This is a genomic window from Pseudonocardia sp. NPDC049154, from assembly GCF_040648315.1.
Lineage (GTDB): Bacteria > Actinomycetota > Actinomycetes > Mycobacteriales > Pseudonocardiaceae > Pseudonocardia.
The window spans coordinates 1-17,408 of the sequence record NZ_JBEZDN010000071.1; the positions used below are offsets into that span (position 1 = coordinate 1).

Here is a 17,408-nt window from a genome sequence, read left to right on the forward strand (position 1 = left end):
GCCCGCCACCCCACCGGCGCGGTGGGGGTGGCTTTTCCCGCTGCCCCACCCCCCCCCACTCACAGGGGGGTTCGGGGGCGCGGGAGGGCCAGCGGGGTGACGAGCGCCAGGACGCCTGCGGGGACGAGGAACCCCGCCAGCGGGTCGGCGTGGTAGATCGGCGGCAGCGCCGCGGGGGAGGCGGCCGAGCCGAAGAAGCGGATGGACTGCACCACCGACACCGCCCCGCCGCGGTTGCCGCCCTCCCGGCTCAGGACCAGCGCGTTCACCCCCACGAGGATGAGCTGGCTGGAGATCCCGGCGAGCGCCCAGCACGCCACGAGCAGCCACAACACCTGGGCGAGCCCGACACCGGCGAGCAGCGCTCCGCCGGAGATCGCGCCGGCCAGCACGCACCGCCGCGCGCCGACGCGGTCGACGCCCGAGCCCACCAGTCGCGCCGTGACGATCCCCATCGCGCCGAGGCCGGTGAGGGCGAGCCCGCGCGGGCCGGCGTCGAGGGTGAAGACGTCGACCAGGCGGAGGGCGACCAGGAAGCCGAGGCTCGCCAGGCAGCCCCAGCCCAGGGCGGCGATCAGTCCGAGCCGCAGCACGCCCGGGGTCCAGGCGCTGCGCAGCGGCACCCGCGCCCGGACGACGCCACGCTCGTCGGCGGGGATGCCGACCAGGGCGAGGACCAGCGACACGGCGGCGACGCCGTAGAAGGCGTAGTGCCAGTCCACCTCGGCCGCGAGCCCGCCGACCAGCGGCGCCGACGTCTGGCCCGCGGCCTGCAGCGAGCCGTACCAGCCGAGCGCCCGGCCGAGGGCCTCCGGCGCGACGGACGCGGCCAGCGCGGCCATCAGCAGCGGGGTGGTGAAGGCGTTGGCCACCCCCTGCAGCGCCCGCGCGCCCAGGAACAGCGTCCAGGTCGGCGCGACCACGCAGGCCAGCGAGGAGAGCGTGTAGAGGACGTACGCGGCGCGGACCGTGCGGCTGCGGCCCCAGCGCTCGCCGAGCGTGCCGGAGACCAGCATGGCCGCGGCGAAGGGCAGGAGGAACGCCGTGAGCGAGGCCGAGGCCGTGCCCGGGGACACGCCGTAGCTCGTCCCCAGCTCGGGCAGCATGGCCGTGGTGACCCCGCCCCCGAACGGCCCGAGGAAGCCGCCGAGGTAGAGCCCGGTCCGCCGGAGCGACACGCCGCGCGGCGCCCCCTCGGTCAGCTCCCGCCGCCGGGGCCGCCGCGCCGGCGCAGGTAGCGCTCGAAGTCGGCCGCGATCTCGTCGCCGCTGGCCTCGGCCAGGTCGACCGGCTTCTCCTCCTCGTCCTCGGTGGCCTGCTGCTCGAGCTGGCGCACGTACTCGCGCACCTCGTCGTCCGCGTCGGCCATCTCGTTGACCGTGCGCTCCCACTCCTCGGCCTGCTCGGGCAGCCCGCCCAGCGGGACCTCGACGTCGAGCGCCTCCTCCACGCGCAGCAACAGCGCGATCGCGGCCTTGGGCACCCGGGCCTGCGAGACGTAGTGCGGCACCTCGGCCCAGTACGAGAGCGCGGGCACGCCGGCCTCGATGCAGAGGCTGTGGAAGACCCCGACGATGCCGGTCGGGCCCTGGTAGGTCGACGGCTCGACGCCCATCTTCGTGGCCGACGCGGTGTCGTATCCGGTCCCGCGGACCGGGGTGGGCCGGGTGTGCGGGACGTCGGTGAGCATGGCGCCGAGGTTGATGACCTTCGTCACCCCGAGCCGGTCGACGTACTCGAGCAGCTCGGCGCAGAACGAGCGCCAGCGCAGGTTCGGCTCGATCCCGTTGACGAGGACGACGTGCCGGCCGCTGCCCGGGAGCTTGGCCGTGGAGAGCCGGGTGGTCTGCCACTCGATGCGCCGCGTGACGCCGCCCGCGAGCCGGACCAGCGGCCGCGTGACCTGGAAGTCGTAGTAGTCCTCGGGGTCGATCGAGCCGAGCGGCTCGGCGTCCCAGCTCAGCTCGAGATGCTCCAGCGCGGAGCTGGCGGCCTCACCGGCGTCGTTCCAACCCTCGAACGCCGTGATCATGACCGGGTCGACCAGATCCGGGAGATCCGAGGGCACCCCCGCCCGCTGCTCTCGCTCGCTCATCCGTCCACCCTACGGCGCGCACGGGTAACACGAAGGGCCCGGTGGGCGACGCCGGTAGCCTGAGGGGGTGTCAGCCGTGAACGCAGCCGCGTCAGATCACAGCTACGACACCACGCTCCTGGGGACGCTGGACCAGCGCGTGGTGATCGCCGACGGTGCGATGGGCACCATGCTCCAAGGTGTGGACCTCACCCTCGACGACTTCGCGGGGCTCGAGGGCTGCAACGAGATCCTCAACGCGACCCGGCCGGACGTCGTGCGGGGCATCCACCGCGCCTACTTCGAGGCCGGGGCCGACGCCGTCGAGACGAACACCTTCGGCGCCAACCTGCCGAACCTCGCCGACTACGGCATCGCGGACCGGATCCGCGAGCTGTCGGAGCGGGGCGCCCGGCTCGCCCGGGAGGCCGCGGACAAGGTGGGCGGCGAGCGCTACGTGCTGGGCTCGATCGGTCCCGGCACCAAGCTGCCCACGCTGGGCCACGAGACGTTCGCCCGGCTGCGGGACGCCTACACCGAGACCGGCCGCGGCCTGCTCGCCGGCGGGGCGGACGCGTTCCTCATCGAGACCTGCCAGGACCTGCTGCAGGTCAAGGCGGCGGTGCACGGCGTGCAGCGCGCGATGGCGGCCGAGGGCCGGCGCATCCCGATCATCACCAGCGTCACCGTCGAGACCACCGGCACCATGCTGCTGGGCTCCGAGATCGGCGCCGCGCTCACCGCGCTCGAGCCGCTGGGCATCGACCTCATCGGCCTGAACTGCGCCACCGGCCCCGCCGAGATGAGCGAGCACCTGCGCACGCTGTCCAAGCAAGCCCGCGTCCCGCTGTCCGTGATGCCCAACGCCGGCCTGCCGGTCCTCGGCCCGAACGGCGCCGAGTACCCGCTGTCCGCCGACGAGCTGGCCGAGGCGCTCTCCACGTTCGTCCGCGACTACGGGCTGCGACTCGTCGGCGGCTGCTGCGGCACCACGCCCGCGCACGTGCGCGCCGTCGCCGACGCCGTCGCGCAGGTCACCCCGGCCGCCCGGAAGCCGCGCCCCGAGCCGGGCGTGTCGTCGCTCTACGCCCCGGTGCCGTTCCGCCAGGACACCTCAGTGCTGATGGTGGGGGAGCGGACCAACGCCAACGGGTCCAAGAAGTTCCGCGAGGCGATGCTCGAGGAGCGCTGGGAGGACTGCGTCGCGATCGCCCGCGAGCAGACCCGCGAGGGCGCCCACATGATCGACCTCTGCATCGACTACGTCGGGCGGGACGGCGCCGCGGACATGACCGAGCTGGCCTCCCGGCTGGCCACGGCGTCGACCCTGCCGGTGATGCTCGACTCGACCGAGCCCGAGGTGCTGCGGGCCGGGCTGGAGCTGCTCGGCGGCCGCTCGATCGTCAACTCGGTGAACTACGAGGACGGCGACGGCCCCGGCTCGCGTTTCCAGCGCACGATGGAGCTGGTCCGCGAGCACGGCTGCGCGGTGGTCGCGCTGTGCATCGACGAGGAGGGCCAGGCCCGGACCCGGGACTGGAAGGTCCGCGTGGCCGACCGGCTCATCACCGACCTCACCACGAACCACGGCATGCGGGTCTCCGACATCGTCGTGGACACGCTGACCTTCCCGATCACCACGGGGCAGGAGGAGGTCCGCCGGGACGCCCTCGAGACCATCGAGGCGATTCGCGAGATCAAGCGCCGCTTCCCGGACGTGCAGACCACCCTCGGCGTGTCGAACGTGTCCTTCGGGCTCAACGCCGCGGCCCGCCAGGTGCTCAACTCGGTCTTCCTCAACGAGGCCGTGAACGCCGGGCTGGACACCGCGATCGTGTCCGCGGCCAAGATCCTGCCGATGTCCAAGATCCCGGACGAGCAGCGCTCCGTCGCGCTCGACCTGGTCTACGACCGGCGGCGGGAGGGGTACGACCCGCTCAACCGCTTCATGGAGCTCTTCGAGGGCGTCACCGCCTCGTCGGCCAGGGCCGGGCGGGCCGAGGAGCTGGCCGGGCTGCCGCTGTTCGAGCGGCTGGAGCGGCGCATCGTCGATGGCGAGCGCAACGGGCTGGAGGCCGACCTCGACGAGGCGATGCAGTCCCGGCCGCCGCTGGAGATCGTCAACGACACGCTGCTGGCCGGCATGAAGACCGTCGGCGAGCTGTTCGGCTCCGGGCAGATGCAGCTGCCGTTCGTGCTCGCCTCCGCCGAGGTCATGAAGACCGCCGTGGCCCACCTCGAGCCGCACATGGAGAAGACGGACGACGACGGCAAGGGCACGATCGTCCTGGCCACGGTCAAGGGCGACGTCCACGACATCGGCAAGAACCTCGTCGACATCATCCTGAGCAACAACGGCTACACGGTGGTCAACCTGGGCATCAAGCAGCCCATCGCCACGATCCTGCAGGCCGCCGAGGAGAACCGGGCCGACGCCGTCGGGATGTCCGGGCTGCTGGTCAAGTCCACGGTGGTGATGAAGGAGAACCTGCAGGAGATGAACTCCCGCGGGAACTCCCTGCCCGTGCTGCTCGGCGGCGCCGCGCTGACCCGCTCCTACGTGGAGAACGACCTGTCCGAGGTCTACGACGGCCGGGTCTCCTACGCCCGTGACGCCTTCGAGGGCCTGCGGCTGATGGACGCCACGATGGCCCGCAAGCGCGGCCTGGCACCGGCCGTCGACCCGGAGGAGGAGCGCAAGGCCGCCGAGCGCAAGGAGCGGCACGAGCGGTCGAAGCGGATCGCCGCGAAGCGCCGCGCCGCCGAGGCCGAGACCGCGGGCCCGCTGCCCGAGCGGTCGGACGTGGCGCTGGACAACCCGGTGCCCACGCCGCCGTTCTGGGGCACCCGGGTGGTCAAGGGCGTCGCGCTGGCCGAGTACAGCGGGATGATCGACGAGCGAGCGCTGTTCCTGGGCCAGTGGGGCCTGCGCGGGGCCAAGGGCAGCACGGGCCCCTCGTACGAGGAGCTCGTCGAGACCGAGGGCCGGCCGCGGCTGCGGTACTGGCTGGAGCGGCTCACCGCCGAGGGGGTGCTCGCCCACGCCTCGCTGGTCTACGGCTACTTCCCGGCCGTCGCCGAGAAGGACTCGCTGCTGGTGCTCACCGAGCCGCGGGCGGACGGTCCCGAGCGGTACCGGTTCGCCTTCCCGCGGCAGCGCCGCGACCGGCACCTGTGCCTGGCGGACTTCTGGCGCCCGCGCGAGGTCGCGATCGAGCGCGGGGAGATCGACGTCCTGCCGCTGCACCTGGTCACCATGGGACAAGCCATCGCGGACTACGCCAACGAGCTGTTCGCCAAGGACGCCTACCGGGACTACCTGGAGGTCCACGGGCTGGGCGTGCAGCTCACGGAGGCGCTGGCCGAGTACTGGCACAAGCGGATCCGCGAGGAGCTCACCTGGTCCACCGGCCGCTCCGTCGCCGAGGAGGACCCGGAGGACGTCACCGAGTTCTTCTCGTTGGGCTACCGCGGCGCGCGGTACTCGCTGGGCTACGGCGCCTGCCCGAACCTCGAGGACCGTGCGAAGATCGTCGGGCTGCTGGAGCCGGGCCGGATCGGCGTGGAACTGTCCGAGGAGCTGCAGCTGCACCCCGAGCAGTCGACCGACGCGCTGGTCGCGCACCACCCGGAGGCGAAGTACTTCAATGCGGGCTGAGCCTGGTCCCCGTGCCGTCCTGTTCGACATGGACGGCACGCTGATCGACTCCGAGAAGGTGTGGGACCGCTCGCTCGTCGAGGTGCTGCGCTGGCTCGGCGGCACCGACCTCTCGTCGGAGGCGCGCCGGGAGACCCTCGGCGGCAACCTCCGCAGCAGCCTCGCGATCGTGTTCCGCGAGGCGGGCGTGGTGCAGACGCCGGAGCTGGGCGAGCAGGCCGCCCGCATGCTCGTCGACCGGACCGCGGAGCTGTTCGAGGGCGGGCTGCCGTGGCGGCCCGGGGCGTTCACCGCGCTGCGGACGGTCCGCGGGGCCGGCTTCGCCACGGCCCTGGTCACCAACACCGGCCGCTACCTCACCGACAAGGCGCTGGCCGGGATCGGGGCGGAGCACTTCGACGTCACGGTGTGCGGGGACGAGGTCCCCCGGGGCAAGCCCGCGCCGGACCCGTACCTGCGCGCGGCCGCGCTGCTGGGGCTCGCGGTGGAGGACTGCGTGGCCGTGGAGGACTCGCCGACCGGGATCGCGGCGGCCGAGGCCTCCGGGGCCGCGGTGCTCGCCGTCCCCTGCGAGGTGCCGATCCCGCCCGGCCCGGGCCGGGTCGTGCGGCCCACCCTGGAGGGGATCACCGCCGCGGACCTGGCCGCGGCCCACCGCGAGGTGCGGGAGCGTCAGGCCGCCTGATCCGCCCGGCCGGGCCGGTGCCCTGGTCCGGGGGGTACCGTCGGGCGTGCCGGACGCGCGACGAGCGGCGCCTCCGTCCGGGTGATCGGCCCGGAGGCGTCGCCGCCCGGCGCATCCCGTGGTCCGGCGGCCTCACCGCGGTCGATCCGGTTCGTGACCGCGCGGAGCGCCCCCGACACTGGGTGCGCAGGAGTCGGCTGGAGAGGGATCGGCAGGGACGTGAAGACATTCGACGAGCTCTTCGAGGAGCTCCGCGAGAAGGCCGCCACCCGGCCCGCCGGGTCGGCCACCGTCGAGGCGCTCGACGCCGGCGTCCATGCGCAGGGCAAGAAGCTCCTCGAAGAGGCCGGCGAGGTCTGGATCGCCGCCGAGCACGAGGACGACGCCGCCCTGGCCGAGGAGATCTCCCAGCTGCTCTACCGCGCCCAGGTGATCATGCTCGGGCGCGGGCTGAGCCTGCAGGACGTCTACAAGTACCTGTAGGAGCCGACCGTGACGACCGACCCCACCCCGTCCGGCGCCCGCCGCTCCGACTCGAAGGAAGCCACACCCATGCTCCGCGTCGCTCTCCCGAACAAGGGCACGCTCGCCGAGCCCGCCGCGACGATGATGCGCGAGGCCGGCTACCGGCAGCGCACCGACTCGCGCGACCTGTCGATGGTCGACGAGGAGAACGGCATCGAGTTCTTCTACCTGCGGCCGAAGGACATCGCGACCTACGTCGGCTCCGGCGACCTGCACCTCGGCATCACCGGCCACGACCTCATGGAGGAGTCCGGGAGCCAGACCCAGGAGGTCCTCAGGCTGGGCTTCGGCGCGTCGAAGTTCCGGTTCGCCGCACCCGAGGACAAGGATTGGAAGCTCGAGGACCTCGACGGCCGCACGATCGCGACGTCGTACCCGCGGCTGGTTCGCTCGCACCTGTCCGGCAAGCGGATCGGCGCCACGATCATCAAGCTCGACGGCGCGGTGGAGATCTCCGTGCAGCTCGGCCTGGCCGACGCGATCGCCGACGTGGTGTCCTCCGGCCGCACGCTGCGCCAGCACGGGCTCAAGGTCATCGGCGACCCGATCGCCGAGTCCGAGGCCATGCTGATCGAGCGCGAGCCGCGGATGGACCGCGTCGAGCCCGAGGAGATCAAGGCCCTCAAGCGCGTCTTCGCCGAGCGGATCCGCGGCGTCGTCTACGCCCGGCAGTACCTGATGCTCGACTACGACTGCCCCAAGACGAAGCTCGACGCGGCCAAGGAGATCACCCCCGGCCTGCAGGCGCCGACCATCGCCCCGCTCGCCGACCCGGACTGGGTGGCCGTGCGGTCGATGGTGCGCAAGCAGCAGTCGAACCGGGTCATGGACGAGCTCGCGGCGCTCGGCGCCAAGGCCATCCTGACCTCGGAGATCCGCTCCTGCCGCGCCGTCGACGGCGGGCAGTACTGACCGACCGGTCGTGCACGACGGTCCCGGCGGCTCCTGCCGCCGGGACCCTCGCGTTCTCCGGCGGGGTCAGCGGCGCCGGACGGTCAGTTCCTGCGCGATGTGTGCCGCGTGCCCGTCGAGGTCGAACAGCGTCGCGGTGACGGTGCCGGTGCCCGTCGGCCCGATCGCGGTGGTGGCGTCGATCCCCATCCACACGCCGGTCGGCGGGCGGTGCAGGTGCACGCTGAGCTCGGTGTTCACGAACAGCCAGTCCTTCATGGGCAGCGACGCGGCCACGCCGTTGGCGGAGTCGGCGACCGCCGCGAGGGACTGCAGCGGCGTGGGCTCCTCGCCCTCCACCACGGGCACCCGCAGCCGGCCCCACGCGCGGCCCGGACCGAGGTCGTCCCACTGCCCGTCGAGCCAGCGCCACTCGACGGCGTCGAGGTAGCCGGGCAGCCAGCCGTGCGGCCGTTCGCCCTGCGGCGAGGCCACCTCGGGAGCGGGCAGCGGCGCGGCCGCACCGACCGCGGCGTCGGCGGTGTCCGTGATCGCCAGCCGCCAGGCGCGGGCCCGCAGCACGGCGCGGCCGCCCGCGGTCATCTCGGCGGCCAGCATCTCGATCGTCCGCCCCGGGCGCTCGACCCACGTGCGCACCTCGAGATCGCCGACGGGAACCACGCCGAGGATCTCGATGGTGTAGCGGGAGAGCTGCAGCGGGGGAGCGTCGGTCCGGCTCGGGGCGCAGCGCTCGAAGGCGCGGACCAGCAGCGCCGACGGCGGCCCGAGGTGCTGGGCGTCGGCGAACCACGGGCCGGCGGTCGACATGGTCGCGTGGTAGCGGCCCGCGCTCTCGTCGACGATTCGGTAGAAGGGCTCCTCGCTCACGCGGCCGATGATGCCCCGCCTCCGTGTGCGTCCCCGTGTGCGGGGCCGGACACGGTGTCGGGTGCTGTGCCGGGCGAGGTCGTGGCCGCGGCGCGCAGCTCCGGCCAGCCCGGGTAGGGCGGCGGCGTGCCGTCCCAGGCGGGGCACAGGGCGCGGTGGGCGCACCAGTCGCAGCCCCGGCCGCGCCGCGGGCGGAAGTCCCCGGTGCGGTCCGCCTCCCGGATCGCGGCCCAGATCGCCTCCAGGATCCGCTGGAAGCGCCGCAGCTCCCCGGCCTCCGGGCGGTACGTCAGCTCCTCGCCGCCCTCGCCGAGGTAGACCAGCCGCAGCTGCTCGGGCACCGTGCCGCGCAGCTCGAGCAGGGCGAGCGCGTAGAACTTCATCTGGAACAGCGCCCGCGCCTCCGACGCCTCCCGCGGCGCCGCACCCGTCTTGTAGTCGACGATCCGGAGCCCGCCCTCGGCGTCGACGTCGAGCCGATCGAGGTAGCCGCGCAGCGGCACGCCCGAGCTCAGCTCCGTCTCCACGAGCAGCTCCCGGGACTGCGGCTCGAAGGAGCGCGGGTCCTCCAGGGCGAAGTAGGTGTCGAGCAGCGCCTCCGCCGAGGCGAGCCAGCCAGGGAGGAGGTCGGCGGGCTGCTCGGGCTGTTCGGGCTCCGCGTGTCCGTCCGCCTGCTCGGGTCCCGGGGTGGCGGCCGTCCGGCGCTCCCGCAGCTCCGCGAGCACGGCGGCCACGAGCTCCGGTGCCTCCTCGGCGATCTCCGCCCACACCACGGCGACCAGCGCCTTCGCCCGCGCCGGCACCCGCTCGGCGGCCGGCAGGTCGAACAGCCGCTCCAGCACCGCGTGCACGAGGGTGCCGCGCAGGGCCGCCGCGCTCGGCGCCTCGGGCAGGCGGTCGACGGCGCGGAAGCGGTAGAGCAGCGGGCACTGCTTGAAGTCCGCGGCGCGCGACGGCGACAGGGCCGGGCGGCGGCGCTCCTCGGCCGCCTCCTCCACCGTTTCCGCGCCCGGGACGGTCGCGGGGATCTCCGCCTGCTCGCTCACGCCCGTCAGGCTAGGCGAGCCCACCGACAGTCCCGGGTGGGCGCGGACGAGTGGACGGACGGGGAACGCGGCGCCGCGCGGAGGGGCCGGGAGCCGGGGAAGTAGCGTTGCGCCCCGTGCCCGACTCCGATCTCCGCACCGACCCCGTGGCCGACCTCGGCGCGCAGGACCCCGCCGACCCTGCTGACGGGGCTGACGGGGCCGACGGGGCCGACGGGGCCGACGGGGCGGCCCGCGAGGAGCCCGTCGACGCCGGGATCGCGCTCGGTGCCGGGGAGCCGGCCGGGTTCCGCGCCCGCGGCGGCCCCTTCCGCGAGGGGGACCGGGTGCAGCTCACCGACCCCAAGGGCCGGAAGTACACCGTCGTGCTGGAGGCGGGCGGCAGCTACCACACCCACCGCGGTGCCCTCGCCCACGACGACCTGATCGGGAAGCCCGAGGGCTCCGTCGTCCACTCCGCGGCGAACACGCCCTACCTCGCGCTCCGGCCGCTGCTCGCCGACTACGTGCTGTCGATGCCGCGCGGCGCCGCCGTGATCTACCCGAAGGACGCGGCGCAGATCCTCGTGTGGGGCGACATCTTCCCGGGCGCGCGCGTGCTGGAGGCCGGCGCCGGGTCGGGCGCGCTGACCTGTTCGCTCGTCCAGGCCGTCGGCCCCACCGGTTCGGTGGTCTCGTACGAGATCCGCCCCGACCACGCCGAACACGCCGAACGCAATGTGCGACGGTTCTTCGGCGACACGCCACCCAACTGGACCTTGCGCCTCGGTGATCTCTCCACCCACGACGGGCGCGCCGAGCCCGTCGACCGCGCGATCCTGGACATGCTCGCGCCCTGGGAGTGCCTCGAGACGGTGCGTGACGCCCTGATCCCGGGCGGCGTCCTCGTGGGTTATGTCGCGACCACCACGCAGCTGTCGACGCTCGTCGAGAAGCTCCGCGAGATGCAGTGCTGGACCGAGCCCCAGGCGTGGGAATCGCTGATCAGGCCGTGGCACGTGGTCGGCCTCGCCGTCCGTCCCGAGCACCGCATGATCGGTCACACTGCGTTCCTGGTGACCGCCCGCCGGCTGGCCGAGGGCGTGGTCCCGCCCCGCCCCCAGCGCAGACCGACCAGTCGCTGAGGGCGTTCGGTCGAGCTGTGTGAACCACTCGATTACGGGAACCAGACAGTCCGATGGCGTCAAGGTGCCGTCCGCGTGAGTGACGGATCACCAGATCGCCTCACCGCCGTGGGCGACGTCTACGGGTACCGTATGGAAACGGAACACGGAGGGAGGATGCCGTGAACCCCTACGACGACGGTCCCGGCACTCACCAGCCAGGCGACGGCGGGGCCCTGTCCCCGGCGGAGGCGGCGGCCCAGATCCGCTACCTCGAAGAAGAAGTCGCAATGCTGCGGCGCAAGCTGACCGAATCCCCCCGGCACGCGCGGTTGCTCGAGCAGCGGCTCGCCGAGTCCGCCAGCAGGCTCTCCCAGCTCAGCGCGCGCAACGAGAAGCTCACCGAGACCCTCAAGGAGGCGCGCAGCCAGCTCGTCGCCCTCCGCGAGGAGGTCGACCGCCTGGCCCAGCCCCCGAGTGGCTACGGCGTGTACCTCACGGCCTACGAGGACAACACCGTCGACGTCTTCACCTCAGGGCGGCGCATGCGCGTCGCGGTCTCCCCGGCGGTGGAGCTCGACACCCTGCGCAGCGGCCAGTCCGTGCGGCTGAACGAGGCGCTCACGGTCGTCGAGGCCGGCGACTGGGAGAAGATCGGCGAGGTCTGTGGTCTCCGCGAGGTCCTCGCCGAGCCGACCGACAGCCTCGCCGGCCGGGCCCTGGTGGTCGGGCACGCGGACGAGGAGCGGGTCGTGTGGCTCGCCGCCCCGTTGTTCGACGAGTCCTCCCCGGACTTCGTGGCCCTCAAGCCGGGCGACTCGCTGCTGGTCGACACCAAGGCGGGCTACGCCTACGAGCGGGTCCCGAAGGCCGAGGTCGAGGACCTCGTGCTGGAGGAGGTCCCGGACGTCGGCTACGAGGACATCGGTGGTCTGTTCCGGCAGATCGAGCAGATCCGGGACGCGGTCGAGCTCCCGTTCCTGCACGCCGAGCTGTTCACCGAGTACGAGCTGCGCCCGCCCAAGGGCGTGCTGCTCTACGGCCCTCCCGGCTGCGGCAAGACGCTCATCGCGAAGGCCGTCGCCAACTCGCTGGCCAAGAAGATCGCGGCCCAGCGCGGCGACGACCCCAACGAGGGCCGGGCGTTCTTCCTCAACATCAAGGGCCCGGAGCTGCTCAACAAGTTCGTCGGTGAGACCGAGCGGCACATCCGGCTGATCTTCCAGCGGGCGCGGGAGAAGGCCTCGGCCGGCACCCCGGTGATCGTGTTCTTCGACGAGATGGACTCGATCTTCCGCACGCGTGGCTCGGGTGTGTCGTCGGACGTCGAGACCACGATCGTGCCGCAGCTGCTGGCCGAGATCGACGGTGTCGAGGGCCTCGAGAACGTCATCGTCATCGGCGCGTCGAACCGCGAGGACATGATCGACCCCGCGATCCTGCGGCCCGGCCGCCTGGACGTGAAGATCAAGATCGAGCGGCCCGACGCCGAGGCGGCGCAGGACATCTTCTCGAAGTACATCACCGACACGCTGCCGGTCCACGAGGACGACCTCGCGGAGTTCGCCGGCAACCGCAAGGCGTGCGTCGACGGGATGATCCAGCGCGTCGTGGAGCGGATGTACGACGAGTCGGAGGAGAACAGGTTCCTCGAGGTCACCTACGCCAACGGTGACAAGGAGACCCTGTACTTCAAGGACTTCAACTCGGGCGCGATGATCCAGAACATCGTCGACCGGGCGAAGAAGTCCGCGATCAAGTCGGTCCTCGAGACCGGACAGCCCGGCCTGCGGGTCGCGCACCTGCTGTCCGCGATCGTCGACGAGTTCGCCGAGAACGAGGACCTGCCCAACACCACCAACCCGGACGACTGGGCCCGCATCTCGGGCAAGAAGGGCGAGCGGATCGTCTACATCCGCACGCTGGTCACCGGCAAGAACGAGGCCAGCGGCCGCGCGATCGACACCGCGTCGAACACCGGCCAGTACCTGTAGCCGCGCAGCACGGAAGAGGCCCCGCCCGGTCCGCCGGGCGGGGCCTCCGCCGTTCTCCGGGCCCGGAGCCTGGCCGATTCGTTCACGACGGCAGGTGGGCAGGGTTCGTAGCGTGGCGGGCATGGGACCGCGACCGACCACCACCGTCATCGAGATCGTGACCGCCGACCTCGCGAAGGCGCTGGCCTTCTACCGGGCGCTCGGCCTGGAGGTGCCCGACGGGGCGGAGGACCAGCCGCACGTCGAGGTGCCGCTGCCGGGCGGGAACCGCCTCGCCTTCGACACCGAGGCGACCATCGCGAGCTTCACCCCGGACTTCACGCCACCGACGGGGGAGGGCCGGCTCGCCCTCGCCTTCGGCTTCGCCACACCCGCGGACGTCGACGCCGCCCACGCCGCCCTCGTCTCCGCCGGCGCCCCCTCCGAGCGGGAGCCCTTCGACGCCTTCTGGGGCCAGCGCTACGCCACCGTCCGGGACCCCGACGGCACCCACGTCGACCTCTTCGCCGCCCTGCCCACGACCTGAGCGGGTGATCAGCAGGAGCTGACGGTCGGTTCCGCGAGGAGATCGAGCCTCAGCTCCTGATGATCAAGATCGGACCGGCCATCATCGCCGAGCGCGTGCACTCGGGGCCCGCTGAGCAGCGGTGAGCGCGTGGAAGTGGCGATCAGCCGCAGCGCGTCCGAGTGCCTCAACCCGATCCGCGAAAGCCTGCACGGACGGTTGCGCGTTCCGCCCTGACCGCACAGGAACGGCGATCGGCCGGAGCACCTGCTCGCCGTGATCGCCGAGTGCGTGCACTCACGGTCGCTCGGGCAGCCCTGAGCGCACTGGAACGGCGGTCTGTCGGCGCACCTGCCGGCGTCTCAGCGATCGCCCGCAGACGCTCGTGGCCGCCGTCGCTGCACGGGCACCGTGATCGGCGGAGGTGCGTGCCGAGGATCAGGTCGGGTGGAGGGCGGTGGCGGGAACGCCGGCGAGGGCGCGGACCTCGCGGGAGAGGTGGGGCTGGTCGGCGTAGCCGGTGCGGGCCGCGACCTCCGCGGGAGCGACGCCCGCGTGCAGCAGGGTGGCCGCCGCGCGGAAGCGGAGCACCCGGCGCAGGACTGCGGGGCCGTAGCCGTAGACGGCCGTGCAGTGCCGGGTGAGCGAGCGGGTGGACCAGCCCAGCTCCTCGGCCACCGCGCCGACGGTGGCGCCACCGCCGAGGCGCGCGGTGATCCGGCGTAGGGCGGGCAGGCTCCAGGGCGCGGTCTGCCGCGACGGCTCGCCCGCGGCCAGCTCGGCGACCAGCCGGAACAGCGAGTCCGGGTCGGACGGGACCGCGGGACCCGCGAGGCGTGCGACGGCGGGGGAGGCGTCGGCCAGCGCGACGCGCGTGTCGCGCAGCTCCGCGGCCGGCACCCCGAGCAGGCGCGGCAGCACGCCGGGGTGGAAACGGAGTCCGCCCGTCCACCTGCCCTGCCGGCCGCGCGTGACGAACGCCGCGGTGTCCGGCCCGGCGACCGTGAGCCCGCCGTCCTCGTCGACCAGCAGGTCCATGCAGCCGTCGGGCAGCACGCGGGTGGGCCCCGTGCGTGCCGCGGGCCCCGTGCTCCAGAGGCACTCGACCAGCCCGCGCAGCGGCGCGGGCGGGGCCAGCTCCCGGTAGCTCACGGCCGCGACGCTACCGCCGCGCACCGACGGAATCCGCACGTGAGCCCGGAGAACGCCGGAGGCCCGTCCACCTCACGGGTGGGCGGGCCTTCCGCAGCGGAGCGCGTCGATCAGGCGGTGCGGAGCACGGCCTCGATCTCGAGGGTCAGCTGGACCTTCTCGCCGACGACCACGCCGCCGCCGTCCATCGGCAGCGAGATGTCGACGCCGAAGTCGTTGCGGTTGACGGTGGTCGTGGCGGTGAAGCCGGCGCGGGTGCCGCCGTAGGCGTCGGGGCCGAAGCCGCCGATCTCCAGGTACAGCGACACGGGCTTGGTGACGCCCTTGATGGTCAGGTCGCCGTTGAGCTTGTAGTCCGAGCCGTCCGCCTCGATGCCGGTGGAGACGAAGGTCCACTCCGGGTACTTCTCGGTCTCGAAGAAGTCGGCGGACTTGATGTGCCCGTCGCGCTGCTCGTTGTTGGTGTCGATCGACGTGGCGTCGAGCGTCGCGGTGACCGTGGAGTCCTCGAAGCGCTCGGCGGTCTCGATGGTGCCGCCGAACTGGGCGATGCGACCCTTGACCTTGCTGACCATCATGTGGCGCACGGAGAAGGAGACGTCCGAGTGGACCTGGTCGATGTCCCACGTGCCCACGACGTAACCGGGGATCTGGGTGGTGGCTGCGGTCATCATGACCTCCAGGAAGATTTGGTTGAACTCTCAGGTGTTGAGAGCGACCATAGTGCTGTTGAGTTGAGTGTTCAACCATAGGAGAAGTGACGTGGCGCACACCCGCTGGCTCGACGACGAGGAGCAGCGCACCTGGCGGGCCTTCCTCACCGCCCAGCGCCTGCTGTTCGAGCGCGTCGAGCGCCAGCTGCAGAACGAGGCGCGGATGCCGCACGGCTACTACGAGATCCTGGTCCGGCTGTCCGAGGCGCCCGACCGGACGCTGCGCATGAGCAGGCTCGCCGACACGTCGCTGTCCTCGCGGAGCCGGCTGTCCCACGCGGTCGCGCGCCTGGAGGAGGCGGGCTGGGTCGAGCGCACGGCCTGCGAGACCGACCGCCGGGGCGCCTGGGCCCGGTTGACGGACGCCGGGCTGGCCGCGCTGCAGGCCGCCGCCCCCGGGCACGTCGAGACCGTCCGGTCGCTGCTGTTCGACGCGCTGACCCCCGAGCAGGCCGCGGCGCTGCGCGACGTCAGCGAGACGCTCGTCGCCCACCTGACCGACCGGCCCGTCTGGCCCGCGGGGGACGACGCGGGCTGTCCGACCCCGGAGCAGGCCGGCGGGGAGGCCTGTCCGGAGGCCGGGTGACGGCTGTCCGGTGTGCCCCGGATCGCACCCGTCGGGTCCGGCGGGGCCGGGCCCGGCCTGCGCGGCCGCGGCGTCCTAGGCTGGTGGCATGTCTCGCTTCGACGTCGTCGTACTCGGTGCCGGTCCCGGTGGTTACGTGGCAGCGATCCGCGCTGCGCAGCTCGGCAAGAGCGTGGCCGTCATCGAGGAGAAGTACTGGGGCGGCGTCTGCCTGAACGTCGGCTGCATCCCGTCGAAGGCGCTGCTGCGCAACGCCGAGCTCGCGCACATCGTGACGAAGGAGCAGAAGACCTTCGGCATCAGCGGGGACGTCTCGTTCGACTACGGCGCGGCGTTCGACCGCAGTCGCCAGGTCGCGGACGGCCGCGTCAAGGGCGTCCACTTCCTGATGAAGAAGAACAAGATCACGGAGTTCGACGGCCGGGGCACCTTCACCGACCCGAACACCATCGAGGTCGCGCTGTCCGACGGCGGCTCGGAGACCGTGCAGTTCGACCACTGCATCATCGCCACCGGCGCCGTCACCAAGCTGCTGCCGGGCACCTCGCTGTCCGACCGCGTGGTCACCTACGAGGAGCAGATCACCACCCGGGAGCTGCCGGGCAGCGTGATCATCGCCGGCGCCGGCGCGATCGGCGTCGAGTTCGCCTACGTGCTGGCGAACTACGGCGTGAAGGTCACCATCGTCGAGTTCCTCGACCGGCTGCTCCCGCTCGAGGACGCGGACGTGTCGAAGGAGCTCGGCAAGCGGTACAAGAAGCTCGGCGTCGAGGTCCTGACCAGCACCAGGGTCGAGAAGATCGACGACTCGGGCGACCAGGTCACCGTCACCGTGTCCGACGCCAAGGGCACCCGGGACCTGCAGGCCGACAAGGTCGTCCAGGCGATCGGCTTCCAGCCGCGGGTCGAGGGCTACGGCCTCGACAAGACCGGGGTCGAGCTGACCGAGCGCGGCGCCATCGCGATCGACGACGTCATGCGCACGTCGGTGCCGCACATCTACGCGATCGGCGACGTCACGGCCAAGCTGATGCTCGCCCACGTCGGCGAGGCGCAGGGCGTGGTGGCCGCGGAGACGATCGCGGGCGCCGAGACGCAGGAGCTCGACTACACGATGATGCCGCGGGCGACCTTCTGCCAGCCCCAGGTCGCGAGCTTCGGCTACACCGAGAAGCAGGCCCGGGACCTCGCCGAGGAGAAGGGCTGGAAGGTCAAGGTCGCCCAGTTCCCGTTCACCGCGAACGGCAAGGCGCAGGGCCTCGCCGACGCCGGCGGGTTCGTCAAGCTCATCGCGGACGAGACCTACGGCGAGCTGCTCGGCGGCCACCTGATCGGCCCGGAGGTGACCGAGCTGCTGCCCGAGCTCACCCTGGCGCAGAAGTGGGACCTCACCGCCACCGAGCTCGCGCGCAACGTGCACGCCCACCCGACGCTGTCCGAGGCGCTGCAGGAGGCGATCCACGGCCTCGCCGGCCACATGATCAACTTCTGATCGGTTTCCCGCAGCTCCACTGTCGTGGTTGGGGGGTGTGGGGTGGGTGGGTGAGTGAGCAGCGAAGAGGTGGTGGGGGTGGGGGGGGGTGTGTTT

The 17,408-nt window shown here is 72.6% G+C and carries 15 protein-coding genes; 9 read left to right on the plus strand and 6 right to left on the minus strand.

Features of this window, described 5'->3' with window-relative positions; all coding sequences use genetic code 11:
• Nucleotides 1-59: 59 nt before the first annotated feature.
• A complete protein-coding gene (locus AB0B41_RS27445; RefSeq protein ID WP_358208287.1) occupies nt 60-1,178 on the minus strand; it encodes an MFS transporter in 1,119 nt (372 codons plus the stop codon).
• Nucleotides 1,179-1,198: 20 nt separating this feature from the next.
• Nucleotides 1,199-2,095, minus strand: a complete 897-nt coding sequence (locus tag AB0B41_RS27450) for a PAC2 family protein (protein ID WP_358208289.1) — start codon at nt 2,093-2,095, stop codon at nt 1,199-1,201.
• Between the two features lie 76 nt (nt 2,096-2,171).
• On the opposite strand from AB0B41_RS27450, the gene metH reads away from it, so the two are divergent.
• The 4 genes from metH to hisG all read left to right on the plus strand — a co-directional run bounded on the left by metH (nt 2,172) and on the right by hisG (nt 7,854).
• A complete protein-coding gene (metH, locus tag AB0B41_RS27455) occupies nt 2,172-5,732 on the plus strand; it encodes a methionine synthase (protein ID WP_358208291.1) in 3,561 nt (1,186 codons plus the stop codon).
• Nucleotides 5,722-6,417: an HAD family phosphatase gene (locus tag AB0B41_RS27460; RefSeq protein WP_358208293.1), complete on the plus strand. Its 696-nt coding sequence runs from the start codon at nt 5,722-5,724 to the stop codon at nt 6,415-6,417. The genes metH and AB0B41_RS27460 overlap by 11 nt, the downstream gene beginning before the upstream one ends.
• A 219-nt stretch (nt 6,418-6,636) precedes the next feature.
• Complete coding sequence (locus AB0B41_RS27465) at nt 6,637-6,900, plus strand: phosphoribosyl-ATP diphosphatase (RefSeq protein ID WP_037038848.1); 264 nt, start codon at nt 6,637-6,639, stop codon at nt 6,898-6,900.
• Nucleotides 6,901-6,969: 69 nt separating this feature from the next.
• Entirely contained in the window at nt 6,970-7,854 is an 885-nt protein-coding gene (hisG, locus tag AB0B41_RS27470; protein ID WP_358208346.1) for an ATP phosphoribosyltransferase, read from the plus strand.
• 66 nt (nt 7,855-7,920) lie between these two features.
• On the opposite strand, the gene AB0B41_RS27475 is transcribed toward hisG, so the two are convergent.
• Together AB0B41_RS27475 and AB0B41_RS27480 are read right to left on the minus strand one after the other, a co-directional pair.
• On the minus strand, nt 7,921-8,721 hold the full coding sequence (locus AB0B41_RS27475; RefSeq protein ID WP_358208295.1) for a thioesterase family protein: 801 nt from the start codon (nt 8,719-8,721) through the stop codon (nt 7,921-7,923).
• On the minus strand, nt 8,718-9,749 hold the full coding sequence (locus AB0B41_RS27480) for a PD-(D/E)XK nuclease family protein (protein WP_358208348.1): 1,032 nt from the start codon (nt 9,747-9,749) through the stop codon (nt 8,718-8,720). Before AB0B41_RS27480 ends, AB0B41_RS27475 begins: the two co-directional genes overlap by 4 nt.
• A gap of 275 nt (nt 9,750-10,024) precedes the next feature.
• Between AB0B41_RS27480 and AB0B41_RS27485 the strand changes: the two genes are divergently transcribed.
• The 3 genes from AB0B41_RS27485 (at nt 10,025) to AB0B41_RS27495 (ending at nt 13,390) form a co-directional block, all read left to right on the plus strand.
• Entirely contained in the window at nt 10,025-10,891 is an 867-nt protein-coding gene (locus AB0B41_RS27485) for a tRNA (adenine-N1)-methyltransferase (RefSeq protein WP_358208350.1), read from the plus strand.
• Between the two features lie 215 nt (nt 10,892-11,106).
• A complete protein-coding gene (gene arc / locus AB0B41_RS27490) occupies nt 11,107-12,864 on the plus strand; it encodes a proteasome ATPase (protein ID WP_358208352.1) in 1,758 nt (585 codons plus the stop codon).
• A 121-nt stretch (nt 12,865-12,985) separates the two neighbouring features.
• A complete protein-coding gene (locus AB0B41_RS27495) occupies nt 12,986-13,390 on the plus strand; it encodes a VOC family protein (RefSeq protein ID WP_358208297.1) in 405 nt (134 codons plus the stop codon).
• Nucleotides 13,391-13,807: 417 nt separating this feature from the next.
• Here the strand turns inward: AB0B41_RS27495 and AB0B41_RS27500 are convergent, their stop codons facing one another.
• Entirely contained in the window at nt 13,808-14,521 is a 714-nt protein-coding gene (locus AB0B41_RS27500) for an AraC family transcriptional regulator (protein WP_358208299.1), read from the minus strand.
• Between the two features lie 110 nt (nt 14,522-14,631).
• The gene (locus AB0B41_RS27505) at nt 14,632-15,192 is read right to left on the minus strand and encodes a YceI family protein (protein WP_358208301.1); all 561 of its coding nucleotides are present in this window, start codon (nt 15,190-15,192) and stop codon (nt 14,632-14,634) included.
• 91 nt (nt 15,193-15,283) lie between these two features.
• Between AB0B41_RS27505 and AB0B41_RS27510 the strand changes: the two genes are divergently transcribed.
• Nucleotides 15,284-15,820 (plus strand): MarR family transcriptional regulator, encoded by a 537-nt coding sequence (locus AB0B41_RS27510; protein WP_358208303.1) that lies wholly within the window; start codon nt 15,284-15,286, stop codon nt 15,818-15,820.
• Nucleotides 15,821-15,908: 88 nt separating this feature from the next.
• Nucleotides 15,909-17,312, plus strand: coding sequence for a dihydrolipoyl dehydrogenase (gene lpdA / locus AB0B41_RS27515; protein ID WP_358208305.1), 1,404 nt, complete (start codon nt 15,909-15,911; stop codon nt 17,310-17,312).
• Nucleotides 17,313-17,408: the final 96 nt, after the last annotated feature.

Excerpts from the sequence above, each read along its gene's own strand:
- AB0B41_RS27495 (WP_358208297.1), top strand. The coding sequence starts at position 12,986 with ATGGGACCGCGACCGACCACCACCGTCATCGAGATCGTGACCGCCGAC.
- hisG (WP_358208346.1), top strand. The coding sequence starts at position 6,970 with ATGCTCCGCGTCGCTCTCCCGAACAAGGGCACGCTCGCCGAGCCCGCC.
- AB0B41_RS27505 (WP_358208301.1), bottom strand. The coding sequence starts at position 15,192 with ATGACCGCAGCCACCACCCAGATCCCCGGTTACGTCGTGGGCACGTGG.
- AB0B41_RS27460 (WP_358208293.1), top strand. The coding sequence starts at position 5,722 with ATGCGGGCTGAGCCTGGTCCCCGTGCCGTCCTGTTCGACATGGACGGC.
- lpdA (WP_358208305.1), top strand. The coding sequence starts at position 15,909 with ATGTCTCGCTTCGACGTCGTCGTACTCGGTGCCGGTCCCGGTGGTTAC.
- AB0B41_RS27450 (WP_358208289.1), bottom strand. The coding sequence starts at position 2,095 with ATGAGCGAGCGAGAGCAGCGGGCGGGGGTGCCCTCGGATCTCCCGGAT.